The following is a 24242-nucleotide window of genomic DNA, read 5'->3' as shown; positions in this document are numbered from 1 at the left end:
CGCCCTCGTGGAGCAGCTCGTGACCACCACCCGACCGCCCGGCCTGCACGACGGATACGCCGCCGACGTCGCCGCACTCTGCTCGGACCTTCTGCGCATCGACACCACCAACCCGGGAGACGGGTCGGGACCCGGCGAACGCCGAGCCGCCGAGTACGTCGCCGAAGCCCTGGACGCCGCCGGCGTCCGCGCCACCCTCACCGAACCTCGTACCCGCCGCACCAGCGTCCTGGCCCGGATCGACGGCGAGGACCCCGGCCTGCCCCCGTTGCTCGTCCACGGCCACCTCGACACCGTGCCCGCCGAGCCCCGTGACTGGACACTGCACCCCCTCTCCGGAGACCTCCACCACAGCTGCCTGTGGGGACGCGGAGCGGTCGACATGAAGGGGACCCTCGCGATGACCCTCGCCCTGGTGCGCGCCTGGGCCCGCACCGGACAGCGGCCGCGTCGTGACCTTGTCCTCGCCTTCCTCGCCGACGAGGAGTCGACCGGCGCGTACGGCTCACGGCACGTCACGACCGCGCACCGGGACCACTTCACCGGCGTCGAGGAGGCGATCAGCGAGTCCGGCGGTTTCTCGATCACGACGAGGAGCTCCTCCGCAGGTCCGGACGCGCGCGTGTACCCCATCGCCGTAGGGGAGCGCGGTACCGCCTGGATGCGGCTCACCGCCCACGGCACGGCCGGGCACGGCTCGGGCCCCGGAGAGGACAACGCGGTCGCCGAACTGGTCCGTGCCCTCTCCCGGTTGGCCGACCACCGCTGGCCCACCCGCCTCACGCCCGCCGTCGGCTCCCTGCTCGACGCCCTCGACCGGGCACTCGGCTTTCGCGTCGACCGCACCAGGCTGGAGGAGGAAGCGAGCCGCCTCGGCCGGCTGGGCGAGCTGTTCGACTGCACCGTCCGCAACACCGCCCACCCCACCGTGCTCACCGCCGGCGGCAAGGTCAACGTCATCCCCTCGCACGCCCACGCCGAGGTGGACGGCCGCTTCCTCCCCGGCGAACGGGACGCCTTCCTGGAGACCGTCGACCGGCTCCTCGGCCCGAAGGTGACACGCGAGTTCATCAACTGCGAAGAGGCCGTCGCCGCCGATCACGAAGGGCCGGCCTTCGGCGCGATGGCCGCGGCGCTCCGCAGCCAGGACCCCCACGCGCACCCGGTGCCGTTCATCCAGTCCGGCGGCACCGACGCCAAGGCCTTCGCCGGGATCGGCATCAGCACCTACGGTTTCGCACCCCTCCTGCTCGATCCCCACCTGCACTACTTCGGCATGTTCCACGGAGTGGACGAGCGCGTGCCCGTGTCCGGCCTCGACTTCGGCGTCCGCGTTCTCCACCGGTTCCTCACCACCTATTGAGCGACGTTCCGAAGGGCGAACGACCATGCACCTTCCTCCGCACCTGTGGCCGGCCACGACCACCAGCGGTCCCGACGGCCTGACCATCGGCGGGGTACGCCTGAGCGACCTCGCCGAGGAGTTCGGCACACCGGCCTTCGTCCTCGACGAGGACGACTTCCGCGCCCGCTGCCGGGCCTGGCGCGACGCCTTCGCCGGCCACGACGTCTTCTACGCGGCCAAGGCGTTCCTCTGCCACCAGGTCGCCGTCTGGCTGAGGGAAGAGGGACTGGGCATCGACGTGTGCTCCGCCGGTGAACTGCGCACCGCGCAGCGCGCCGGGGTGCCCGGGACCTCCCTCATCCTCCACGGCAACAACAAGTCCCCGGCCGAACTGGCCGAGGCCGTCGACTACGGCGTCTCGCTCGTCGTCGTCGACTCCGACGACGAGATCACCCGGCTGTCCGACATCGCCACTCGACGGGGCAGGCGCCAGCACGTCCTCGTCCGCGTCACACCGGGCGTCGAGGCACACACCCACGCGCACATCACCACCGGCACCGACGACCAGAAGTTCGGCTTCTCGCTCTCCAGCGGCAGCGCCCACCGCGCCATCTCCCGCATCGTCGGCGCACCCGGCCTGGAGCTCGTCGGCCTGCACAGCCACCTCGGCTCCCAGATCCTGCGCCCGGACGTCTTCGTGACGGCCGCCGACCGGCTCGTCGCCCTGATGGCCGACACCGCCCGTACGCACGGAGTGCTGCTGCGGCGCCTCGACCTCGGCGGCGGCCTGGGCATCGCTTACCTCCCCGAGGACGAACCCCTGCACGTGCGCGACCTCGCTCCCGTCGTCGTCGAACGGGTCCACAAGGCGTGCGCCGACGCGGGCATCCCGATGCCGCGGCTCGCCGTCGAACCCGGGCGGGCGATCGCGGGGCCCACCACGGTGACGCTGTACACCGTGGGCACCATCAAGCGCCAGCGCGGCCTGCGCACCTGGGTGTCCGTCGACGGCGGACTGAGCGACAACCTGCGCCCCGCCCTCTACGACGCGAGCTACACGGCCGGCCTCGCCGCCCGGACGACGGCGACGGGCGCCGAGGAGACGGTGACGATCTGCGGCCGGCACTGCGAGTCCGGCGACATCGTCGTGGACTCGGCCCGTCTGCCGACCGATCTCGCCGTCGGCGACCTCCTCGCCGTACCGGCCTCCGGCGCCTACCACCGCTCCATGGCGAACAACTACAACGCCCAGCCCCGGCCCCCCGTCGTCGCCGTACGCGACGGCGCGGCGCGTCTCGTCGTCCGCGGGGAGACACTCGACGACGTCCTGCGGCTGGACGTCCCGTGACCCGCCTCCCGGGCGCGCCTCCCGGCGCCGCCCGTCCGAGCCACGTCCCACCGCCACCGCCGAGGAAGGAACCCATGGAGCACCGGGAGAAGGTCGAGACCGTACTGAGCCAGGCGGTGAGCCAGGGCGTCCTGGGCGAGGACCACCCCGTCGCCGGCTTCGTCGACGTCCAGGGAATCCGGGACAGCGTCACCGCCCTGCACAAGGCCTTCGCCCACGTCCCGGACGTGCTGCACGCCTTCGCGGTCAAGGCGGCTCCCCTGGTCCCCGTCCTGCGGCTGCTCGCGGACGCCGGCATGGGCTGCGAGACGGCGAGCCCGGGGGAGACCCGGCTGGCACTCGCCGCGGGGTTCGTACCCGACCGCATCGTCCTGGACTCGCCGGCCAAGACCCGCGCCGAGATCCGGGAGGCACTCACCCTGGGCATCGCGCTGAACGCGGACAACCTCGCCGAACTCGAACGCGTCGACGCCCTGCGCCCCGCCGGCTCCGGCTCCGTCATCGGCCTGCGTATCAACCCGCAGGTCGGCGCCGGTGCCATCGCCGCGATGAGCACGGCGACGGCACACTCCAAGTTCGGTGTCGCCCTGGACGACCCCGGTATGCGCGCCCGGGTGCTGGACGCCTTCCTGCGGCGCCCCTGGCTCACCCGCCTGCACGCCCACGTCGGCTCGCAGGGGTGCCCGCTGCCGCTGATCGCCCGGGGCCTCGCCGCGCTGCACCGGTTCGCCGAGGAGGTCAACGCCCATGTGGGCAGACGCCAGGTCACCAGTCTCGACCTGGGCGGCGGACTGCCCGTCAACTTCCGTGACGACACGGTCACGCCCACGTTCGAGGAGTACGTCCGGGCGCTCACCGACGCGGAACCCGCCCTGCTCGACGGCAGGTACCAGGTGGTCACGGAGTTCGGCCGGTCGCTGCTCGCGAAGAACGGCTTCACCGCGGCCGTGGTCGAGTACGTCAAGGAGTCGGGCGGCCGGAGGATCGCCGTCACCCACGCCGGAGCGCAGGTGGCCACCCGTACGGTGTTCATGCCCGGGGCGTGGCCGGTGAGGATCACGGCCCACGGCCCGGACGGGCGGCCGAAGACCACCCCCGCGGTGCCGCAGGACGTGGCGGGCCCGCTCTGCTTCGCCGGGGACGTCGTGGCGCACGAGCGTCTCCTGCCGGAGCTCTCGGAGGGCGACGTGGTGGTGCTGCACGACACCGGTGCCTACTACTTCTCTGCCCCCTGGGCGTACAACAGCCTTCCCCGGCCGGGAGTTCACGGCTTCCTCCACCGGGACGGCGCTACCGAGCTGGCGCCGGTGCGAACGCCGCAGACGCTCGGGGAGGTGGTCGAGGAGAGCGGCGCGTCCCACGCGACGGCGCTCCTGACGGGGTTCGGATCCTGACGCGGTTCGACCCACCGGCGTGCTCACGGAGAGCGGGCGCTCCCGCCCGAGGTGCCGGGAGCGCCCGGGAGACCGGTCGTGTCAGCCCGGCCGGTGGGTTCCCGCGCTCCACCCGTGGCCCTCGGGGTCGAGGACCCGGGCGCGCCGCGTGCCCCACTCCGTCGCCTCCGGCTCGGTCACCGGGACCCCGCCCGCGGACACCGCGGGGAAGTACCACTGGTCGACCGCCGAAGCGGAGGGGAGGCACAGGTACAGGCCGTTCCCCGTGCTGACCCCGTGCAGGGCGGGCCTACCGTACGCGGCGTGGGCGCCGGCCACCATCACGACCACGTTCCCGAAGCGGAGCTGTGGGGAATCACCCCGCTGCCCAGCGGTGATCACCACGGACAACGGCTTCTGTCCCTGCTCGACGGCAGGTGGATCCTGCTGGTCAGCTCGCCGTCCGAGACCGTGGTCGGCCGGCTCAACGAAGACTCCGCCGGGCGGCTCCTTCTGGAGGTCCCCCTTTTCGCCGCTCCGGCGGCGTGCTGGTGAGCCCGGTAGACGGTGGAGTCGATGTTCACGTCCCAGGTACCGGAACAAGGTCCGCCGGTTCCAGATCACCCCGCACATTGCCCGGCGCGGTACCGGGCACGGCTCTGGCCTGGGCCGGTCCGTCCCGGGTGATCACGCAGGCCGCCCGGTGACCGAGGCCGCCGAAGGCGACCACGACCACCGGGCGGAGCCGCCCGGTTCCCGGACGGTGTCGACGCGCGCCGCTCAGCAGTTCCGGATGGACCACACGGGCGTCCAGTCGTACGTGAAGGGCGTGGGCTCCGGCAGGACGACGTCCAGCACCTGGCCGTTCTGGCCGTAGAAGAACGCGGCGGCGCCGACCTGGTTGTTCACCACCTGGCCCACGCCGTTCCAGTGGGACAGGGAGTACTGGTGGCAGCGGTAGAGGAAGAAGACCTTGTACTTGCCCACCACCGGGTCCCAGACCCCGGTGCAGAGATTCCCCGACGCGCACGTGACGGGGCTGCCCGACGTCGTGTGCACGTAGTCCGCCCAGGGCGAGACCGTCGGTGATACGGCCGCCACGGCACGCGAGGACGGCCCCTCGCCCCGGGGCGCCGGCGGCATGACCATGGTGTGGCCGCCGCCCTCGCGAGGCCCGTCCGAGGCCGCCGCATGGGCCGGGCCCGCCGCGAAGGCGGACACCAGCACCCACAGGAGGGCACCGACCACACCGAGGGTGGAACGCCAGGAACGCGACATCGTCACTCCTTCTCCGGGAATCCCCGGGTTCACTTCTGACTCGTGCACAGCGGTACGTCCGGCAACTGGTTGTCCGGATGGCTGATGTAGATGTTGGTGACGTAGCCCCCGTACTGCGGCAGATACGCCCACCAGTCGTTGGTGTACGGCGGGACGGAGACGAGCTGCCCCTTCTTCTGGCAGCCCACCAGCACCTCCACGCCGGCCGGGAGCCGGGTCAGCAGGTTGTCCCCGACGACCGGTTCCGTCCGGACGGCGACGTCCTGACCCCACGTCCCGTACCACTTCCCCTTCGGCGCCGTTCCGCCGGGAACGTTCAGGGAACGGGTCAGCCGGCCGAGGTCGGTGTACGCCTTTCCGTACGACGTGCCGTCCTGGTGCAGTGTGAGGACGGCCACGATCGAACGGTCACCGGCTCCGACGGTGCCGGTCGTGTGCAGCGCCGGTCGGCTCAGGTCGACGCTGGCGTCACCCACGCCGGCGGACGCGGGGGCCGAGGCGTCGATGCCACCAGCCGCAGTGGTGCTTACGGAGCCGCAGTTCCCCTTCGCGTACCTCCCCGACCAGCCCTGCTTCACGGCCCACGGGCGGTCGAACGCGGCGGCGATGCCGAAATGCTGGTCGAAGGAGTCCGACGCGCACCGGGTCGACTGGCGCAGACGCTCCATGATGAAATCACGAACCGGCGCGGGAGCGGACTCCAGGATGTGTCGATAGGTCTTCACGGTGTCGCGGGCCGACATGGCCGTGTAGCCCCAGTACCCCTCGTAGGCTGCCGGTGGGGGAGCGGTGTCGGCGAGCCCGAGCCGCGTGACCATGCGCTCGACGATCGCCGGCCCGCCGTAGGCCGACCAGTAGTGGTTGGCGGCGGCGTCCTGACTGCTACGGAGCATGACGTCCAGCCGCGTGCGGTCGGCGGCCGGGATGGCGTCGGGGCTGCGGTTCCACAGGAAGTCGAGGGCGATCAGGAGCTTGACGACCGACGCGGACCGGAACGTGGCGGCCGGGGCGAGCTGTTCGGTGAACGCCCCGGTCTGCCGGTCGAACACGGCCACGCCTGCCGTGACCCCCGCGGGCACCTGAGGGCTCGCGGGCGTGACCGACACGGAGTCACCCGTCGGTTCCGTCGCGGCCGCGACGGAGTGCGGGAGCGCCGCGCCGGTGAAGGAGAGGGAGAGGAAGGCCGCGGTCGCGGCGAGCAGGCGCCGAGGCGTACGGCGAGCGGTGGTGGGGGAGTGCCTGGCGATGCGGAGCATGACGTGAGGGGTCCTCGCTTGGTGTGAGAGCGGGCTGCCCGGGTCTCGGAAAGAGTCGGCGGACGAGGGCGGCGGGACCGCGGCGCGGAGCCCCTGGCGGGACGCGAAGGGCTCCACCGGAGCGGGCCGGGCGGACGACTCCCGGCGGCCTACGGGATGTTGCACTCCGTCATGCCGGGCCAAGGATCAGTCGACGTCCACACGTCGACGGCGGGGATGAAGCCCCACCCGTGATTGCCGTCGCGGCCGGGAGCGATGCGGTCACCCATGGTGTAGTACCAGATGTTGTTGCCGCCGCTGTGCGCGGCGCCGCTGGCCCAGCACACGAACCAGCTCGTCGACGTGTCGATCCAGCCGATCACCGGGCACGCGGCGATGAAGCTGCCGCAGCCGTACAGCGGGGCGCCGGCACGATTGCCGCACACCCAGTCACGCGTCCAGGTGCGCCCCGTGTACGCGTCGTAGTGGCTGACGTTGCGGGCGGTGCACGACGCCTGGGCCGCGAGGGGCGCGGCCTCGGCCGTAGGCGGCGCGCTCCGCACCGCGCGGGTGGTCGTGCCGGCCTCCGGCGACGACGCCTGAACGGCGCCGGCGCTGAACAGCACGGCCAGGAGGGTGGCGAGCATCGCCACCGCTCGTCTCACAGACATGTTTCGGCCCCCGTTGTCGAGAAAGCAATGGTCGGACGGCCCTGCGGAACCGAGGAGTTGTCACGGGGCGTCGCTTGAGAACCGAGCCTTCCACTCGCACTCTGTTCATGTCATCGCTTGTGGCCATGCGACATGAAAAACGATCGATAAGGGATTCATCATGGTTACTGGCGAAACGGCCGCTGGAGGTGCCGCGCCGACGGGCCCCGACCCGCGGACGCCGAGCGCCCACCAACTCCGGCTGTTCGTCGCCCTCGCGGAGGAACTCCACTTCTCGCGCGCCGCCGCCCGACTGTTCATCACGCAGTCGGCGCTGAGCCAGCAGATCAGAGACCTGGAAAGACGCCTCGGGGTGCGGCTGTTCGACCGTTCGAGCCGGGCCGTGACGCTTACCCCGCAGGGCCGGGTGCTGTTGGCGGACGCGCGCAGCGTGGTGGCGGCCATGGACCGACTGAGCCGCAGCGCTTCGAGCCAGGCGCGCAGGCTCTCCGGACGGCTCGTCGTCGGCACCATCGGCGCGGAAGCGGCGATGCCCTATACGCACGCCGTGCTGCGTCTGCTCCACGAACGGCACCCGTTGGTCCAGGTCGACGTGCGCAGCCTCCACTTCGCCGACCACTTCGACGCCCTGTTCCGCCATGACATCGATGTTGCCTTCCTCCGTCCACCGGTCCCGCCCGGCGTCGAGGTGCAACACCTGGCCACGGAACCGCGGTTGGCCTGTCTCCCTGCGAGCGACCCGCTCGTGGACCGCGACCGGATCACCCTCGCCGAGCTGGCGCGCCACCCGGTGATCGACGTCCCGCCGCAGGTGCCACGGCTCTGGTGGGACTTCTGGGCCGCCGACCCGCGACCCGACGGCACCCCGGTCCGCTACGGACCCGTCGCCTCGGACCTGGAGGGCCTTCTGCACCTCGTGGCCCAGGGCAAGGGCATGTGTTTCCTGCCGGCCGCCGCGCGAGACCTCTTTCCCCGCCCCGGCATCCGCTACGTCGAGGTCACGGACCTGCCCCCGTCAACGGCGGGCCTCGCCTGGCTGAGGGAAAACCGCACGGAACCGCTCATCGAGGCCGTAGTGGCAGCTGCCGGACACGTGGCCTCGGCGCGGGGCCGGGGGGCTGTCCGGGGCAGGAGCCAGGCCGAGGACTGACCCCACGTCACAGGTCGCGGCTACTCCGGGCGCGGGGTCGCGGCCGCTGTCCCCCCCAGCGTCCGGCGGTGGGCGGGAGGAACATCGGGTGGCCCACGGCAGGAGGGGCTGGAGCGCGGCTGGACCGCGCCCCCGGGTGGCCGGCGGTGGGGAAGGTGCTGTCGTCGCCGACCTCGATCAGGATGCGGGCTCCGGTCCTGACGCCGACTCCCGGGATCGAGGTCAGGGCTTTGGAAAGGGATGGGCCTCCAGGAGTTCGTCGATCCGCCCGGCAAGAAGTTTCCGCTGATCAAGCACGGCCGTCAGCGAAGCGGCCAGGCTGGGGATGATCAGTGCGGCCGCGTCGGTGCCCGGACGGTGACGGTCTGCTCGTGGTCGGCTCTCGGATGGTCAACGCCCGGATCTTAGACGGTTACGCTGACAACGGCCCGTCGAACCCCGGGGGCGGGCCGTTCCACCCCCCCCGTGTGGCCGGTCGTCGGCGGGTCGGCCGACGAGGTCTCGGGGCGGGTGGAGCCACGGCCGAGCAGGTCGTGACCCCAGGCTGGTCCGACGTGGCTGTTCAGCCGTTCCAGGTGGCGGCGATGGTGAGCTGACCGGGGCCGGCGGACAGACGGGCCTTCCCCCGTTGAGGTCGACCGACGCTTCTTCGCCGTCGTCACCGACCTGATCGGCACCCCGCGCGAGCTCGTCGACGAGCAGGGCGAGGTCGCCTGGCGCACCCGGGCCACGCTCTGGGGCACCACCAGCTGGAAGCGCGGCGCGACGGCGTACATGCCGCTCCGCTTCCCAGGCCAGTACTTCGACCCGGAGTCCGGCCTCCACTGCAACCGCCACCGCCACTACGACCCGGACTCCGGCCGCTACGTCTCGACGGACCCCTTGGTCCTGGCCGCGGCACCGAACGCGGTCGCGTACGTGGACAACCCGACGACCTGGACCGACCCCCTGGGCCTGGCGGGCTGCCCCCACCGGGGCGCGGACCAGCCCCGGCACAGCGTGGTCCTCGGGGTGGACGTGCCGCCGAACCCCTCGTCGGAGTCGCTGGCGCGGTTCCTTCGCAACGACCCGGCGGAGCCGGGCTACGACGAGCGTCGTGGCAGCGACCCGGGCGCACACACGTACAACGGGCCCGACCACGCCGGTGAGGAGGCCGGAGGCCCGGTCTGGATGACGAACGTGATGGGCGCCGTCGGAGACCGCAACACCACCCTGTCCATCACCCTGGACGGAATGCCGAACAGTCGCGGTCAGGTGGGCAACTGGAGCACTCCCGAGGACATCGTGGACGCGTTCCAGACAGCGGCGCAGCGCGGATCCCAGTTCAACAGCCGACACGAGGACAACTATCCTCGGCGCGGTGACGGAACCGCGTGGGAGATGAGTGAAGTGGCCTACGCGGTGCGCAACTACGATGGGGACACGGCGTGGCAGGACCCTGAGGAGCAGCGCTCCGGCCGGTCGTGGGACGACATCCACTGGTACACCCGTGACGAAGACGGTGAAGGAAAAGGGAGGTACAAGGAGATCGAGGTTCCCCGGCCCGAGATTCCCGAGATCATGCCGGACCTGTCCAGACTTCCGGAGAATCTGAGGAACGAACTCCCCGATGATCTGAGGAACGCCGACTGATGGCCGACGACGAGAAGCCCCAGAACGCACAAGACCTCGTGGCCGCGGAATGGGCGACCGTCCTGGCCTACGGCCCGGAACGTGTCGACCCGCTCGTGCCCCGCACCGCCTACGGCCATCCGGCCCTGCGCGAGCTGTTCCCCATGATCGGCCACGGCGTCCTCCACCTGAGCCGGTGCACTCAGTACCCGTGGACGCACGACGTGCCGACAGCCTTCCCGCAAGTCGCCGGCGGCTACCGCGTACGGCGTGAGTCCGACCGCACGCTCGTCGGCGTGGTCGGGACCGTGGAGGAGGCGTACGAGTTGATCGTGGCCCATCTTCCCGAGGGCTGTGGCCCGGCTGTCGACGGCACTCCGGACGATCTGTAACGCGTGTCAAGCCCACTATGGCGAATCCACCCGGCGTGACGTCCGAGATACCTGAGGACCGCTGACCGGAACAGGGAAGCCCCGACGGCATCGGCCCGACCGAAGGGGGGGCTGGATCCTCCCGCCGATCGGAAACGCCCACACCTACCGGCGGCAACTCGCGGCGGGTCGGGCCGAAGAAGGCCGCCTGCTCATCAGCGACCTCGCTCTGGGCAGCGACAAGTCCTGCCGGGAGTCGCTCGAACAGGCCAGGACGGCTTCGGTCCCGCACGCACAGAGGCAGCGCCACCGGTCGGTGGTCTTTCCGGGGTAGGTCTCCAGTGGTTCGAACCCGGCCGCGCGCATCGCTCCCTCGGCCGTGGGGGCGTTCGCCGCAGCGCGCTTGGTTGGAGCTGCCGTTGCATCTGACGGCCAGGTTGTAGTTGCCGGGAGTGGCGTTGGCGGCAGCCGGGCCCGTACACGCTTCCGCATACCGACGGTCATGACCGTGGACGCGTTGGAGAGAGCCGCCCTCTTCCTCGCCTCCGGCGAAACCTCATCCGTTCGATGCCACAGGTTCGCGTCCACGATCAGCCAGCCGATCATGAGTGCGACGGACCCGGCCATGGCGATCACCAGGCGTGCCGTGCTCGGGGAGGTGGCCAGGTTCCAGATGGTCGAGTTCACAGTGGCGACCGCTCCCGTGGCGAGTGCGGCCGCCGGGGCTCTCGACAGACCCGGCACCAACCGCCACGGCCGGTCGGCGCGGACCATACCGAAGAGCACCCTCAGGTAACCGCAGCCCACTGACGACATGCTGGAGACCGGCGATCTCTTCCTCACCGACCTGGCCTGGATGGATGGGCGCGAGTGGACAGGTCCTCGGTCCCCGCGGTGAAGGGCTCACTGACCACCTCGATGTCGAACCGTCCCCCCGGCCTGACCTGTCGGCGAGCCGATCAGGACGCATCCGGGCCATGCGCTGCGCGATCTTCGTCGGCACATCCGGATCCGCCAGAAGAGCCACGACCGTAACGTCCTGAGGCGGCACCCGCATGACTCCTCATCGTCGGCTGCCCCGCGATCGCACGTGGCCCCAGGATGCCCCCCCGAGGTAACGCCGACGCCGCGTGACACGCTGGCTCCTGCCAGCAGGTGCAGGCAGTTCGGTCGGATCTCCTCTTGCTCCCCGGTGCAGGAACCTGCCCCACCACCGGGCTACAGGGTTGCGTGCGCCGTCACGAGCAGCAGCTCGGCGCCCCCGGTCGGCACATCCACGGTGAAGCACTCTCGAATGTTCCCTGGGAGGGGAGCCCGATGACGGCGCCTATCGCGCGGTTCGCGGCGCGATCAGGTAATCAGGAACGGTGAACGAGGATGCGACCGACCCCTTCGTGCATGTCCGGGGCGCCTGTGAGAACAACCTGCGGAACGTCGATGTCGACGTTCCGCGGGACGCGCTGGTCGCCTTCACCGGCGTCTCCGGTTCGGGCAAGTCCTCGCTCGCGTTCGGCACGCTCTACGCGGAGGCCCAGCGGCGCTACTTCGAGTCCGTGGCACCGTACGCCCGAAGGCTGTTGCAACAGGTCGGCGCACCGCACGTGCAGGAGATCACCGGACTGCCGCCGGCCGTGGCCCTGCAGCAGCGACGTGGGTCGCCCAGCTCGCGCTCGACGGTCGGAACCCTCACCACGCTGTCGAATCTGCTGCGCATGCTGTACTCCCGCGCCGGCACCTATCCGCCCCGGGCCGCACGGCTGGAAGCCGAGTCGTTCTCCTCCAACACTGCGGCCGGCGCCTGTCCGGAGTGCCACGGACTGGGCGTCGTGCACGATGTCGCCGAGGACCTGCTCGTCCCGGATCCCTCGCTGAGCATCCGTGAGGGGGCGATCGCCGCCTGGCCGGGTGCCTGGCAGGGCGCCAACCTGCGCAGTGTCGTGAGCGGCCTGGGGATCGACATCGACCGGCCGTGGCGCAGGCTCAAGAAGAAGGACCGGGACTGGCTGCTGTACACGGACGAGCAGCCCTCCGTGTACATCGAGCCGGAGGAGGGCCGCGTCGACTACGGCTACCAGGGGAAGTTCTGGAGCGCCCGCGAGCACGTCATGCACGTCCTCGCCGACTCCAAGAGCGAGAAGATGCGCGAACGAGCGCTGCGGTTCGTCAGGAGTGCGCCCTGCCCCGCGTGTCACGGCAGTGGACTGCGGCCCGAGGCGCTCGCCGTGACGTTCGCCGGACGTTCCATCGCCGAGATCAACGCGATGCCGCTCACCGAGGTCGTGGCGCTGCTGCGGCCCGTCGCGGGGCGGTCCGAGGCCGACGCCACCACGTCGACCGCCCGCTCCGGGGAGACGACCGAGGTTGCGGTCCGGATCTGCGGCGATCTTGTCGCGCGGGTCGAGGTACTGCTCGACCTGGGCCTGGGATATCTCAGTCTCGGTCGCCGCTCGACGACCCTGTCGCCGGGCGAGGCGCAGCGCCTGCGGATCGCCACCCAGCTGCGCTCGGGGCTGTTCGGCGTCGTCTACGTCCTCGACGAACCCTCCGCGGGCCTGCATCCGGCTGACGCGGAACCGCTGCTGGAGGTGCTGGACCGCCTCAAGGCGGCGGGCAACTCGCTGTTCGTCGTGGAACACGACATGGACGTGGTACGGCGGGCGGACTGGGTGGTCGACATCGGTCCCGGGGCGGGCGAGGGCGGCGGACACGTGCTGTACAGCGGCCCGGTCGCCGGTCTTGAGCGGGTCGGGGAGTCGGCCACGGGCCAGTACCTGTTCGGGCGTGCCCAGCCGCTCGGTCACCGCCCGCGCACACCGTACGGCTGGCTGCACCTGCGCGGCGTCTCCCGACACAATCTGCACGACGTGTCCGTCGACGTGCCGCTCTGTGTACTGACGGCGGTGACGGGCGTGTCCGGTTCCGGGAAGTCGACGCTGGTGACGCAGGTGCTCGCCGAGGTCGTCCGCGGCCACCTCGGACTCGTACCCGAGGAGCCCGACGAGGCGCAGCTGGAGGTCGACGTCCAGGACGCGTCGGGGGTCGAGTCGTTCGACCGGCTGGTCCGGGTCGACCAACGGCCCATCGGCCGAACGCCCCGGTCCAACCTGGCCACGTACACCGGGATGTTCGACGCAGTGCGCAAGCTGTACGCGGCGACGGACGAAGCCAGGGCACGCGGCTACTCGGCCGGGCGGTTCTCCTTCAACGTGCCCGAGGGGCGGTGCGACACCTGCCAGGGCGAAGGATTCGTCGCGGTGGAACTGCTGTTCCTGCCCGGCACCTACGCGCCGTGTCCGACCTGCGAAGGCGCCCGGTACAACGCCGAAACGCTGGAAGTCACCTACCGCGGCAAGAACATCGCGGAAGTACTGGCGCTGTCCGTCGACGCCGCCGCCGAGTTCCTGTCCGCCGTCCCCGCCGCCTCCCGCAGTCTGGAGACGTTGCGCGAGGTGGGACTGGGGTACCTGCGGTTGGGCCAGCCCGCGACGGAACTCAGCGGCGGTGAGGCGCAACGCATCAAACTGGCCACCGAACTGCAGCGAGCCCGCCGCGGGCACGCGCTCTACCTGCTCGACGAGCCGACGGCGGGGCTGCATCCCTCGGACATCACGCTACTGCTGCGGCAACTGCACCGGCTCGTCGACGCCGGCAACACGGTCGTCCTCGTCGAGCACGACCTGGACACGATCGCCACCGCCGACTGGGTCATCGACCTCGGTCCGGGCGGTGGTGACGCGGGCGGACGGGTGGTCGCGGCGGGCCCGCCGGCCAAGGTGGCGAGGGCCCGGCGCAGCGCCACCGCGCCCTATCTCGCGGCCCGGCTGGCGCGCTCCTGACAACAGTGCGAGCGGCTGAGTGGCGGTCGGCCGGCTTCGGGGCGCGGGGTCGCGCGCGTCGCCATGCCGCGTTCCGGCTTGTGGTGGACAATGCCCTCGATGTGTCCCGTCGGGGCCCGTTCCACGATGCGTTCGGCTACGTGACGCATCTTGATCTTCACTTGGGCGTGCCGGCATTCGACGGCTGGGCGATGTACGGACGGCAGCCGTACGAAGGCGCCCGCCCAGGCTGACCGGCCCGTGGTGTGAAGAGCGGGCCCGCCTCCACCGTGCACGGCCTGCGACCAGGGCGCCGGTCAGCCGGGCATGGGGTGATGCGTTCGGGCGAACTGCTCCACGACGGCGGTGCAGAAAGCGGGCAGGTCGGCCGGGCCGCGGCTGGTGGCCAACTGTCCGTCGACGATCACCTCGCCGCCACGCTGGTGGCGTTGCTCATCCTCGGCAAGGCGGCTCTCGGCCCGTCCGGCCCGGTGTTTCCCCGCTCGTACCTGCGATCGGCGTGGTCACGGCGTTCATCGGGGTCCTGACCGTCACGCGGCACGTCCGACTTCTCATAACTGACGTAGCGCCCGGATCCTGGACGCCGGCCTCTGGGCAGCAGCCTGATCTCCGGCTTCGAGGAACAGCGGGTTGTTCGTCCGTCGCCGGCACCGGCCGGTCCGGGCGGCGAGGAGCATCACGAGGGCGCATCAGGGCCGGCGAGCGTGGGCAGGGCGGCGCGCCAGCCGCCGTACGCGGTGATCTCGCGGGCGCCGTCGAGGGCCTCGGGCTCGCAGAGGAAGCCGGGGACGGAGCTGCCGTCCGCGAGTTCCACGCTCCCGAGGGCCATCGGGCGGGGGAGGGCGGCCACCAGCGCGCCCAGTCCTTCGGCGGGGAGCCGCCACATCTCGGCCTCGATCGCCGCACCGCCCGCGCGGGCCCGGACCAGACCGGGTTTCGGGGGCGTCGTGTCCAGTGCGTACAGCCGGTAGACGGGCGCCGTCGTGGTCGTGCGGACGAAACGGCCGCCGAGGGCGAGCAGCTGTCCATTGAGCGGCTGCCCGGACAGGTGCGCGCCGACCACCGCGACGTGCAGCGGCGGGCAGGTGAGCAGGGCGGCGACGCGGGCGAGCCGGTCGTCGGTGAAGGCCGGACCGATCAGCATGACGCCGAAGGGCCGCCCGGCCACCGCGCCCGCCGGTACGGCGACCGCCGCGAGGCCGAACAGGTTCGTGGAGTTGGTGAACCGGCCGAGCCGGGCGTTCGCGCCCAGGGGGTCGGCCGCGACCTCCGCGAGGGTCGGGTGCCCCGGTGTGGTCGGCAGGAGCAGAGCGTCCGCGTCGCCGAGGGAGGCCAGGGCACGGGTGCGGAGGGCGGACAGCTTCTCCCGGTCCGCGTAGAGGCGGTGGGCCGGGAGGTCGCGTGCCCCGGAGATGATTCCGGCCACCGTCGGGTCGAGGTCCGGTGAGTCGGCGTGCTTGTCGACGAAGGCGCCGACGGCCGTGTAGCGCTCGGCGACGAACGCCCCCTCGTACAGCATCGCGGCCGCCTCGGTGAACGGCTCCAGGTCCACGGGCAGGAGTTCGGCGCCCGCGTCGGCGAGTCGGGCCGCCGCGGCTCCGAACGCCTCCGCCCACCCCTCGTCCAGCTCGCCGAGCCGCGCGGCGTCGGGGACCGCGATCCGCCACGGGCCGGGGCGGCGCTGTTCCAGAGGCTGGAGCACGCGTCCCGCCGGTGCCGCCATGACGGACAGCGCCTGCTCGGCCTCGGGGAGCGTGCGGGCGAAGACCGTCACGCAGTCGAGCGACGCGCAGGCGGGGACGACGCCTTCGGCCGGCACCAGGCCGGGGGTCGGCTTGAGTCCGACGACGCCGTTGAAGGCGGCGGGCACCCGGCCGGAGCCCGCGGTGTCCGTGCCGAGGGCGAGGTCCACGAGGCCGAGGGCGACCGCGACCGCCGAGCCGGACGAGGAACCGCCTGAGACGTACGCCGGGTCGACCGCGTTCCGGACCGCTCCGTACGGACTGCGCGTGCCGACCAGGCCGGTCGCGAACTGGTCCAGGTTGGCCGTGCCGAGGACCACGGACCCGGCCGCCCGCAGGCGCGCCACCGCCGGAGCGTCGGCCTCGGGCCGGTACGCGTACGAGGGGCAGCCGGCGGTGGTCGGGAGCCCGGCGACGTCGATGTTCCCCTTGACGGCGAAGACCGTTCCGGCCAGGGGCAGCCGTTCACCGGCGGCGGTCCGTGCGTCGATCGCGGCGGCCTCGGCCTCCGTGCCCTCCCGCGGACGGAGGTCGATCCAGACCTCGGGCCGGTCCACCCGGGCGATGCGGGCGTACGCGGCGCGCACCCGTTCCAGCGCGGTGCTCATACGGCCGCCTCCGCGGTCTCGACGGGAGCGAGGACGACGAGGGCGGTTCCCGCCTCGACCTGGCTTCCCGGCCTGATCAGGATCTTTGCGACGACGCCTTCGGCGGGGGCCGTCACGGGTGACTCCATCTTCATCGCCTCCAGGGCGACCAGCTGCTGACCCGCCGAGACACGGTCGCCGACCTCGACGTTGACCTGCCAGACGCAGGCGGTGAAGTCGGCCTCGACGAGTCGGCCGCCCTCGGGCACCTCGATGTCGGTGACCGGCGGGACGGTCTCCGCCGCCGCCTCGGCGCGGGCGAACTCGCCGGCCGCCTCCCAGGCGTCGCGCTCGGCCCCGAAGGCCGCGCTCTGCCGGGCCCGGAAGGCGGCCATCGACGCGGCATTCGCCTGAAGGAAGTCCTGATACGCGGCGAGTGAGAAGGTGCCTTCCTCGGTCCTCGGGACGAACCGGCCCGAGACGATGTCGGCGCGCAGTTCCAGGAGCTCCTCGGCCCCGACCGGGTACCACTTGATCCGGTCGAAGAAGCGCATGAGCCAGGGCTTCCCCGGTTCGAATGCGCCGCGCTGCCGCCAGGGCGACCACACCTGGGTCGTGCGGCCGACGAACTGGTAGCCGCCGGGGCCCTCCATGCCGTAGACGCACAGGTACGCTCCGCCGATGCCGACCGAGTTCTCCGCCGTCCAGGTGCGGGCCGGGTTGTACTTGGTGGTGACGAGGCGGTGCCGGGGGTCCAGCGGAGTGGCGACGGGCGCGCCGAGGTAGACGTCACCGAGGCCGAGGACCAGGTACTCGGCGTCGAAGACCGTGCGGTACACGTCGGCGACCGTGTCCAGGCCGTTGACGCGGCGGATGAACTCGATGTTCGACGGGCACCAGGGGGCGTCGTCGCGCACGCCCGCGACGTAGCGGTCGATGGCCTCCCGGGTCGCCGGGTCGTCCCAGGACAGCGGCAGGTGCACGACCCGGCTGGGCACCACCAGGTCGTCGGTGGGTGGCAGTTCCTCCTCCACGCGCAGGACGGCGTCGAGCAGGTCGCGCTGGGGCAGCACGTCCGGGTCGGTCTGGATCTGGAGCGAGCGGATCCCCGGGGTGAGGTCGAGGACGCCGGGGAGCCCGCGTGCGGCCAGCGCCTCCGCGAGCGCGTGCACGCGCATGCGGAGCGCCAGGTCCAGCTGCATCGGCCCGTACTCGACGAGGAGGTTGTCGTCGCCGCTGCGCCGGTACGTGACCGACGGCCGGTCGCCGGTCTCCTCCAGGCGGGCGAGGACGCCCCCGTCGACGAGCGGCGGGCGGTCGGCGCGCGGCTCGGCGGCCGGTGCGCGGCGCAGTGCGGCGGCCGCCCCGGCGGTCACCGGCACGAAGCGGACGCTGTCGCCGGGCCGGAGCTGGCCCAGCTTCCAGCGCTGCCCGGTGACGACCGTCGCCGGGCAGACGAAGCCGCCGAGCGAGGGCCCGTCGGGACCCAGGAGGACCGGCATGTCGCCGGTGTAGTCGACGGCGCCGACGGAGTACGGCGTGTCGTGGATGTTGGACGGGTGCAGCCCCGCCTCGCCGCCGTCGGTCCGTGCCCAGCGCGGCTTGGGGCCGACGAGGCGGACCCCGGTGCGGGCCGAGTTGAAGTGCACCTTCCAGTCCGCGGCGTAGAAGTCGCGTATGTCGTCCTCGGTGAAGAACTCGGGTGCCGCGTGCGGACCCTCCACGGCGCCGACCTGCCACGAGGAGCCGAAGGCCGGACGTTCGTCGAGGGGGACGACGGGGGTGTCCGTACGGACCTCGCCGCCGTGCAGGACGTCACCGGAGCGCAGGGCGCGGCCACCGTGCCCGCCGAACCGGCCGAGGGTGAAGGTGGCGGCGCTGCCCAGGAACTCCGGCACGTCGAGGCCGCCCGCGAACAGGACGTAGGTGCGCAGGCCGTGTTCGGCGGGCGCGTCGACGGCGAGGGTCTGTCCGGCGTCGACGGTCACCGGTTCCCACTGCGGCACGGCGGTGCCGTCGATCGTCACGCGGGCCGGGGCGCCGGTGACACAGACCGTCGTGGGACGGGTGAACCGCAGGGAGGGGCCCTGGAGGGTGCACTCCAGGCCGGGGGCGCCCTCGTCGTTGCCGAGGGCGGTGTTGCCCAATCGGAAGGAGAGGTCGTCCATCGGTCCGCCCGGGGGGACGCCGACCTGCCAGTAGCCGGTGCGTCCCGGCCAGTCCTGCACGGTGGTCAGGGTGCCCGCCGTGACGACCTCGACGCGCGGGGTCGGATCGGTGACTCCGGCGAGGGTCGCGGTGGAGTGGCCGGCGGCGCGGAGGTCGGCGTCCCGGAGGGCGGCGCGCACCAGGCCGAGGTTGGTCTCGATGCCGTCGACGCGGGTCGCGGCGAGCGCCGCGTCCAGCCGGTCGAGCGCCTCGGCGCGGTCGGCACCGTGCGCGACGACCTTGGCGAGCATCGGGTCGTAGGCGGTGGTGACCTCGGTGCCGGTCTCCACCCAGGCGTCCACGCGGACGTCCTCCGGGAAGGCGACCCGGGTCAGCAGGCCGGCGCTGGGGCGGTGGTCGCGGGAGGGGTCCTCCGCGTAGAGGCGGGCCTCGACGGCGTGTCCCCGGGGTGTCGGGGGCTCGGTGACGACGGCGGTGTCGCCCTGGGCGAGGCGCAGCATCCAGGCGACGAGGTCGACGCCGTAGATCGCCTCGGTGACCGGGTGCTCGACCTGGAGGCGGGTGTTGACCTCAAGGAAGTACGCCTCCTCGCGGGCGGCGTCGTACACGAACTCGACCGTGCCGGCGGAGCGGTAGTCCACCGACGCGCACAGGTCGCGGGCGGCCTCGGCGAGCCGACGCCGGACGTGCTCGGGGAGGCCGGGGGCCGGAGCCTCCTCCAGGACCTTCTGGTTGCGGCGCTGGAGCGAGCAGTCCCGGTCGCCGAAGGTGACGACCTTGCCCTGCCCGTCGCCGAAGACCTGCACCTCGACGTGGCGGGCGCGTTCCACCAGGCGTTCCAGGAAGACCCCGGCGGAGGAGAAGGAGGCCGCGGCCACCCGCTGCACCCGGTCCCAGGCGTCGGCGAGTTCGGCGGGGCCGTGGCAGGCCCGCATGCCGATGCCGCCCCCGCCGCCGGTCGCCTTGAGCATCACCGGGTACCCGATCTCGTCGGCGGCGGTGAGGGCCGCGGCCACGTCCGGGAGGAGGCCGGTGCCGGGGGCGAGCGGGACGCCCGCCTCCTCGGCGGCGGCTCGGGCGGTGTGTTTGGCCCCGAAGAGCTCCAGCTGTTCGGGGGTGGGGCCGACGAAGACGATGCCGGCGTCGGCGCAGCGGCGTGCGAAGTCGGCATCCTCCGAGAGGAAGCCGTAGCCCGGGTGAACGGCCCCCGCGCCGGTGTCCTTGGCGGCCTTCAGGACCAGGTCGGCGTCGAGGTAGGACTCCTTGGCGGGCGCGGGGCCGAGCCGGACGGCTTCGTCGGCCAGCCGGACGTGCTCGGTGCCCCGGTCGGCGTCGGAGTACACCGCGACGGTCCGCAGCCCGAGTGTCCGGGCGGTGCGGATGACGCGGGCCGCGATCTCGCCGCGGTTGGCGACCAGCAGGGTGTCGAACGTCATCGGGTGCCGTCCTCTTCGCTTCCGGCCGCGTCGGTGATCGTCATCCGGACGGCCGTCGGGTCGAACCCGTTGCAGGGGTTGTTGATCTGGGGGCAGTTGGAGAGCAGCGCGAGGACGTCGGTCTCGGCGCGGAGCACGACCTTCAGGCCGGGGGCGGAGATGCCGTCGACGATGCCGAGCGTGCCGTCCTTCTCGACCGGCACGTTCATGAACCAGTTGATGTTGGAGACGAGGTCGCGCTTGCCGAGGCCGTGCCGGGCGCCCTCGGCGAGGAAGTTTTCCACGCAGGCGTGCTGCGACCAGGTGTGGTGGCCGTAGCGGAGGGTGTTGGACTCCTTGGAGCAGGCGCCGCCGAGGGTGTCGTGCCGTCCGCAGGTGTCCTCGACGACGGTCATCAGCGGGGTGTGCTCGTTGGAGAGCAGGACCGAGCCGGTGGTCAGGAAGACGTTGCCCTGGGCCTGGACGGTGTCGGGGGCGCTGTAGCGCACGGAGGTGTCGTGCGCGCCGTAGACGAGGAAGTCGGCGGCCTGGTTGCCGTACAGGTCGGTGACGGTCAGCAGCTGTCCCCTGCGGACGAACCCGGACCAGGCGGCGCGGGCGGGGACGGTCTCGTCGGAGACGACGCGGCCGGGAAGGCCGGTGACGGTCATGCGAGCCCCCGGGCGGTGAGGTGGTCGACGGTGTTGAGGAAGGCCCGGCGGCCTTCGGGGGCGGCGTCCCACAGGGCGTCGCCCGGAGCGGTCGGACGGGACCGGTACGCCAGCACCCGGAGGTTTCCGCACGTGTACTCCGGACGCGGGTCCAGCGGGTGCGGAACGTTGGCGAGGAGGACGGTGACGTCCTGTTCGGCGCGCAGCGTGACGGACGCGCCGGCGTCGGCCGATCCGATGAACTCGGTGGTGCCGTCCTCGGCGATCCGCACGCCCTGGAAGAAGGAGACGGACGGCGGGAGGTCGCGCGGGGCGAGGCCGTTCTTGAGCGCGGCCAGCTTGAACAGCTCGCGCCCCGCCGGCGAGGCGGACTGCGGAGTGCCGTCGCCGTACCGGGCGGTGTTGCGCGCGAGGGTGGACGTGCCGGTCAGGGCGTCGTGCCGACCGGAGGTGTCCTCGGTGACGGAGGCGAGCACCCGGCCCTGGTCGGAGAGGAGCAGGTGTCCCTCGCCGAGGTAGGCCTTCCAGAGCACCTTCACCGTGTCGGCCGTGTTCAGCCGCTCCCAGGGGCGGTCGGCGCTGTGGAGCAGCAGGTGCGCGCAGGCGTCGCCCGTGAGGTCGGTCAGTCGCAGCTCGGTACCGCGGGCGAGGACCTTGTGGGTGTAGCCGCCGCCCGCCACGGTCTCGGCCCACACGACGTCTCCGGCGGCCACGCCCTCGGGAGGCTCCGGCCAGTCGCTCGCGGGGACGACCGGCATGGCGTCGGCCGTCGTGCCCTCCTGGGCACGGGCGTGCTCGCGTGCGCCGTGCGTCGACGCGGTCGCTGACGGTGGCGCTGAGGGTGTCCCCATGGCTCGACCTCCGGTCCGGGGCTCATCTCGGATCTAATTTCTGTCGCTCGACAGAAATTAGGCAGCGGCCGCTTCCTTCCCATTGCCCGCGCGTTTCCGGTCGGTTACCGGAAACTCACCCCGACCGCTCGGTCCGGAGGAACCGCGGGCGCTGTGCGAGGATCACGGAGTGAGCACGCCGAACACGCCCACCAGCAGGAGAGTCGGCCGCCCGCGGGCCCAGGAGCGCCCGGCCGGCGGCCCGGAGCCGCGCGACGAAGTCATCGCCGTGGCGGCCGAGTTGTTCACCACCCGCGGCTACACCGCGACCTCCACCCGGTCCATCGCCGAGCGCGCCGGGCTGCGGCAGGCGTCCCTCTACCACTACGTCGACGGCAAGGAAGCGATCCTCGCGGAGCTGCTGGAAGGGACCGTGCGCCCCTCCCTGGAGGTGGCGGCCCGGCTCGTCTCACGCGCGGAGGCGTCCCCGGAGGCGCGCCTGTGGGCGCTGTGCCACTCCGACGCGGCGCTGCTGTGCGCAGGTCCGTACAACCTCGGCGCGCTCTACCTGCTGCCCGAGGTGCAGACGGAGCGCTTCGCCGTCTTCCATCGGCTCAGGGCCGAACTCAAGGACTCCTACGCGGGGTTGCTCGCCGCCACGGAGCCCGGTGCGGCCCTCGGCCCCGAGGAGCGCGCGCTCCGCGCCGACCTCCTCTTCGGTCTCACCGAGAGCGTGATCCTCATCCGGCGCGCCGACCCCGCCCGCGATCCCGCGGCCCTCGCGGCGGCGACGGCCGACGCCGCGCTGCGGGTGGCCGGCGTGCCGCAGCGCTCCCTGACACGACTGCGCCGCGAGGGGCGGGAGCTCCTCGCGGCACAGGTCTGATCCACGGCTTCCGGACGCCGTCCCGCCTCAGGCGCGTACGGCCTCCGGCTGCGGCGCCGCGGGGCCTCCGTGTCCAGTCCCGTCCGGCCGCCCCTCGGAGCCCTCCCGGCCGCGGTACCAGCGGTACGTCGCACCCGACGCGACCGTGGCCGCGAGGACCAGGACGGTGAACCACCGGAAGTACCAGTGGCCGCCCTCGGGGTCGTACACCTCGGCACGCGGCCAGGCGAGGTTGACCGTCATGAAGAGGCCGTAGGCGACCGCGAGCGCGTTGACCGGAAGTCCCCAGCGGCCGAGGGAGAACAGCGGACGCCCGAGTTCGTCGCGCCCACCGTCGTCCGGCCGCCACTCGCCCCGCAGCCGCCGGACCAGCATCGGACCGGTGACCATGGCGTAGGCCAGGTAGACCATGGCGATACAGGTGGTGCCGATGGCGAGGAAAGCCTGCGGGGAGGCGAGGTTGAGCAGGAGCAGCAGTCCCGCGCCGACGCCGACCACCACCGCCGCCGTGCCGGGCATTCCGGTCCTCCGGGGCACCCGCGCCAACGCCGCCGACCGGGGGAGGACGCCGTCACGGGCCATGGAGAAGAGCATGCGGGTCGCGGAGGTCTGGATCGCGAGGGTCGCCGCGCAGATCGCCACGGCCACGTCGGCGAGGAGGATCCTGCCGAGGCCGTCGCCGAGGGTGCTGGTGAGCACGTATCCGAGGCCCTCCGCGGCCAGGCGTCCGTCGGTGAGGCTGGGCGCGGCGAGCAGGCCGCCGAGGAGCAGCAGCCCGCCGCAGACGCCGGAGGTGGTGAGTGCGGTGAGCGTCGTACGCGGCGCGGTGCGCCGGGGGTTGACGGTCTCCTCGCTCATCTCGCTCGCGCTCTCGAAACCGATCAGGACGTACGCGGCGGTGAACGAGCCCACCAGAAGCGCCGTGATCAGGCTGCCGTGACCGCCCGCGTGCAGGGTGATCCCGGGATCGCGCTCCGCGTGGGTGGCCAGGAGGGTGACGATCAGCGCGACACCGGCGATCTCGGCGGTGACGCCGATCGTGTTGACGGCCGACAGCGCGCGGTTGTCCAGGACGTTGAGCAGGGTGGTGAGTGCCAGCAGGACCAGGCCGAGGAGGGCGGCGTTGGCGGCTCCGCTGGTCGTCGTGGGCGACGGGTCGCCGCCGACGATCTGGAAGCCGGGCCAGACGGCGGGCAGGACGACCTGGAGGGCGAGCGCGGCGGCCGCCACCACCACGATCCGTCCGGTGACCATGATCCAGCCCGCGTACCACCCGAAGGCGGGGCTGCCGAGCCGGCTCGCCCACTGGTAGATCGCCCCGGCGATGGGCAGCCGGGCGGCGAGTTCGGCGAAGCAGGCGGCGACGAGGAGCTGTCCGACGAGGACCGCGGGCCAGGTCCAGAAGAAGAGCGGCCCTCCGAACGAGTAGCCCAGGGAGAAGAACTGGAAGACGGTGGTCAGCACGGAGATGAAGGAGAACCCGGCGGCGAAGGAGGCGTATCCGCCCATCCGCCTCCGCAGCTCCTGGGGATAGCCGAACGGGGCGAGAGCGTCCCCGCCGCCGGGCGGAGGGGGTGTCGGCGGTGCGGGATCGGTGGTCACGGTCATGGCGGTCCCCTGTCGCGGAGGTGAGTCGTCCCTGCGAATTCCTGTCGGTTGACAGAAATTAGGGACGGCCCGTTTCCGCCACGTGTCGCGGCCGTGTCCCGTCCGTTAGTGACTGC

Annotated in this window: 17 protein-coding genes and 2 pseudogenes; 9 read left to right on the top strand and 10 right to left on the bottom strand. The window is 72.2% G+C overall.

Translation table 11 applies throughout. From position 1 onward, the window contains the following. The first annotated feature begins 19 nt into the window (after nt 1-19). The 3 genes from ACFWUY_RS16470 to ACFWUY_RS16460 all read left to right on the top strand — a co-directional run bounded on the left by ACFWUY_RS16470 (nt 20) and on the right by ACFWUY_RS16460 (nt 4087). The gene (locus ACFWUY_RS16470) at nt 20-1363 is read left to right on the top strand and encodes a M20/M25/M40 family metallo-hydrolase (RefSeq protein WP_384107950.1); all 1344 of its coding nucleotides are present in this window, start codon (nt 20-22) and stop codon (nt 1361-1363) included. A gap of 25 nt (nt 1364-1388) precedes the next feature. After that, the gene (gene lysA / locus ACFWUY_RS16465; RefSeq protein WP_384107948.1) at nt 1389-2693 is read left to right on the top strand and encodes a diaminopimelate decarboxylase; all 1305 of its coding nucleotides are present in this window, start codon (nt 1389-1391) and stop codon (nt 2691-2693) included. A gap of 74 nt (nt 2694-2767) precedes the next feature. Further along, entirely contained in the window at nt 2768-4087 is a 1320-nt protein-coding gene (locus ACFWUY_RS16460; protein WP_384107946.1) for a diaminopimelate decarboxylase, read from the top strand. Between the two features lie 81 nt (nt 4088-4168). Here the strand turns inward: ACFWUY_RS16460 and ACFWUY_RS16455 are convergent, their stop codons facing one another. From ACFWUY_RS16455 to ACFWUY_RS16440, 4 genes are all read right to left on the bottom strand, one after another. Further along, nucleotides 4169-4471, bottom strand: a complete 303-nt coding sequence (locus tag ACFWUY_RS16455) for a VOC family protein (protein WP_384107944.1) — start codon at nt 4469-4471, stop codon at nt 4169-4171. Between the two features lie 375 nt (nt 4472-4846). Further along, nucleotides 4847-5344 carry a hypothetical protein gene (locus ACFWUY_RS16450; protein ID WP_384107942.1) on the bottom strand — a complete coding sequence of 166 codons (498 nt, stop codon included), beginning with the start codon at nt 5342-5344 and terminating at the stop codon, nt 4847-4849. A 29-nt stretch (nt 5345-5373) separates the two neighbouring features. After that, the gene (locus ACFWUY_RS16445; RefSeq protein WP_384107940.1) at nt 5374-6600 is read right to left on the bottom strand and encodes a hypothetical protein; all 1227 of its coding nucleotides are present in this window, start codon (nt 6598-6600) and stop codon (nt 5374-5376) included. A gap of 149 nt (nt 6601-6749) precedes the next feature. Next, complete coding sequence (locus ACFWUY_RS16440) at nt 6750-7250, bottom strand: hypothetical protein (RefSeq protein ID WP_384107938.1); 501 nt, start codon at nt 7248-7250, stop codon at nt 6750-6752. 160 nt (nt 7251-7410) lie between these two features. Here ACFWUY_RS16440 and ACFWUY_RS16435 point away from each other — a divergent pair, with 160 nt between their 5' ends. Then, on the top strand, nt 7411-8400 hold the full coding sequence (locus ACFWUY_RS16435) for a LysR family transcriptional regulator (protein WP_384107936.1): 990 nt from the start codon (nt 7411-7413) through the stop codon (nt 8398-8400). A 106-nt stretch (nt 8401-8506) separates the two neighbouring features. Here the strand turns inward: ACFWUY_RS16435 and ACFWUY_RS16430 are convergent. Beyond that, nucleotides 8507-8771 (bottom strand): annotated as a pseudogene (locus tag ACFWUY_RS16430) (transposase); the annotation flags it as partial. 259 nt (nt 8772-9030) lie between these two features. On the opposite strand from ACFWUY_RS16430, the pseudogene ACFWUY_RS16425 reads away from it, so the two are divergent. From ACFWUY_RS16425 to uvrA, 4 genes and pseudogenes are all read left to right on the top strand, one after another. Next, nucleotides 9031-10032 (top strand): annotated as a pseudogene (locus ACFWUY_RS16425) (RHS repeat-associated core domain-containing protein); the annotation flags it as partial. Further along, nucleotides 10032-10403, top strand: a complete 372-nt coding sequence (locus tag ACFWUY_RS16420) for a DUF6193 family natural product biosynthesis protein (protein WP_384107934.1) — start codon at nt 10032-10034, stop codon at nt 10401-10403. The pseudogene ACFWUY_RS16425 and the gene ACFWUY_RS16420, both read left to right, overlap by 1 nt. 481 nt (nt 10404-10884) lie before the next feature. Beyond that, nucleotides 10885-11178 (top strand): hypothetical protein, encoded by a 294-nt coding sequence (locus ACFWUY_RS16415; RefSeq protein ID WP_384107932.1) that lies wholly within the window; start codon nt 10885-10887, stop codon nt 11176-11178. A gap of 571 nt (nt 11179-11749) precedes the next feature. Then, on the top strand, nt 11750-14218 hold the full coding sequence (uvrA, locus tag ACFWUY_RS16410) for an excinuclease ABC subunit UvrA (protein ID WP_384107930.1): 2469 nt from the start codon (nt 11750-11752) through the stop codon (nt 14216-14218). Between the two features lie 676 nt (nt 14219-14894). Here the strand turns inward: uvrA and atzF are convergent. From atzF to ACFWUY_RS16390, 4 genes are read right to left on the bottom strand one after another with little or no spacing between them, the layout of a single operon-like run. Then, nucleotides 14895-16568, bottom strand: coding sequence for an allophanate hydrolase (gene atzF, locus ACFWUY_RS16405; RefSeq protein WP_384107928.1), 1674 nt, complete (start codon nt 16566-16568; stop codon nt 14895-14897). Further along, nucleotides 16565-20152, bottom strand: a complete 3588-nt coding sequence (uca, locus tag ACFWUY_RS16400) for an urea carboxylase (RefSeq protein ID WP_384107926.1) — start codon at nt 20150-20152, stop codon at nt 16565-16567. The genes atzF and uca overlap by 4 nt, the downstream gene beginning before the upstream one ends. Further along, nucleotides 20149-20802 (bottom strand): urea amidolyase associated protein UAAP2, encoded by a 654-nt coding sequence (locus tag ACFWUY_RS16395; protein WP_384107924.1) that lies wholly within the window; start codon nt 20800-20802, stop codon nt 20149-20151. Before ACFWUY_RS16395 ends, uca begins: the two co-directional genes overlap by 4 nt. Continuing rightward, entirely contained in the window at nt 20799-21653 is an 855-nt protein-coding gene (locus ACFWUY_RS16390; RefSeq protein ID WP_384107922.1) for an urea amidolyase associated protein UAAP1, read from the bottom strand. Before ACFWUY_RS16390 ends, ACFWUY_RS16395 begins: the two co-directional genes overlap by 4 nt. A 169-nt stretch (nt 21654-21822) precedes the next feature. Between ACFWUY_RS16390 and ACFWUY_RS16385 the strand changes: the two genes are divergently transcribed. Further along, a complete protein-coding gene (locus ACFWUY_RS16385) occupies nt 21823-22518 on the top strand; it encodes a TetR/AcrR family transcriptional regulator (protein ID WP_384107920.1) in 696 nt (231 codons plus the stop codon). Between the two features lie 27 nt (nt 22519-22545). Here the strand turns inward: ACFWUY_RS16385 and ACFWUY_RS16380 are convergent, their stop codons facing one another. Next, nucleotides 22546-24126, bottom strand: coding sequence for an amino acid permease (locus tag ACFWUY_RS16380; protein ID WP_384107918.1), 1581 nt, complete (start codon nt 24124-24126; stop codon nt 22546-22548). Nucleotides 24127-24242: the final 116 nt, after the last annotated feature.

It is taken from the genome of Streptomyces sp. NPDC058664, assembly GCF_042716635.1.
Classification (GTDB): domain Bacteria; phylum Actinomycetota; class Actinomycetes; order Streptomycetales; family Streptomycetaceae; genus Streptomyces.
Note: the sequence above shows the minus strand (reverse complement) of the source record. Positions and strands in the feature narration are given on the sequence as shown.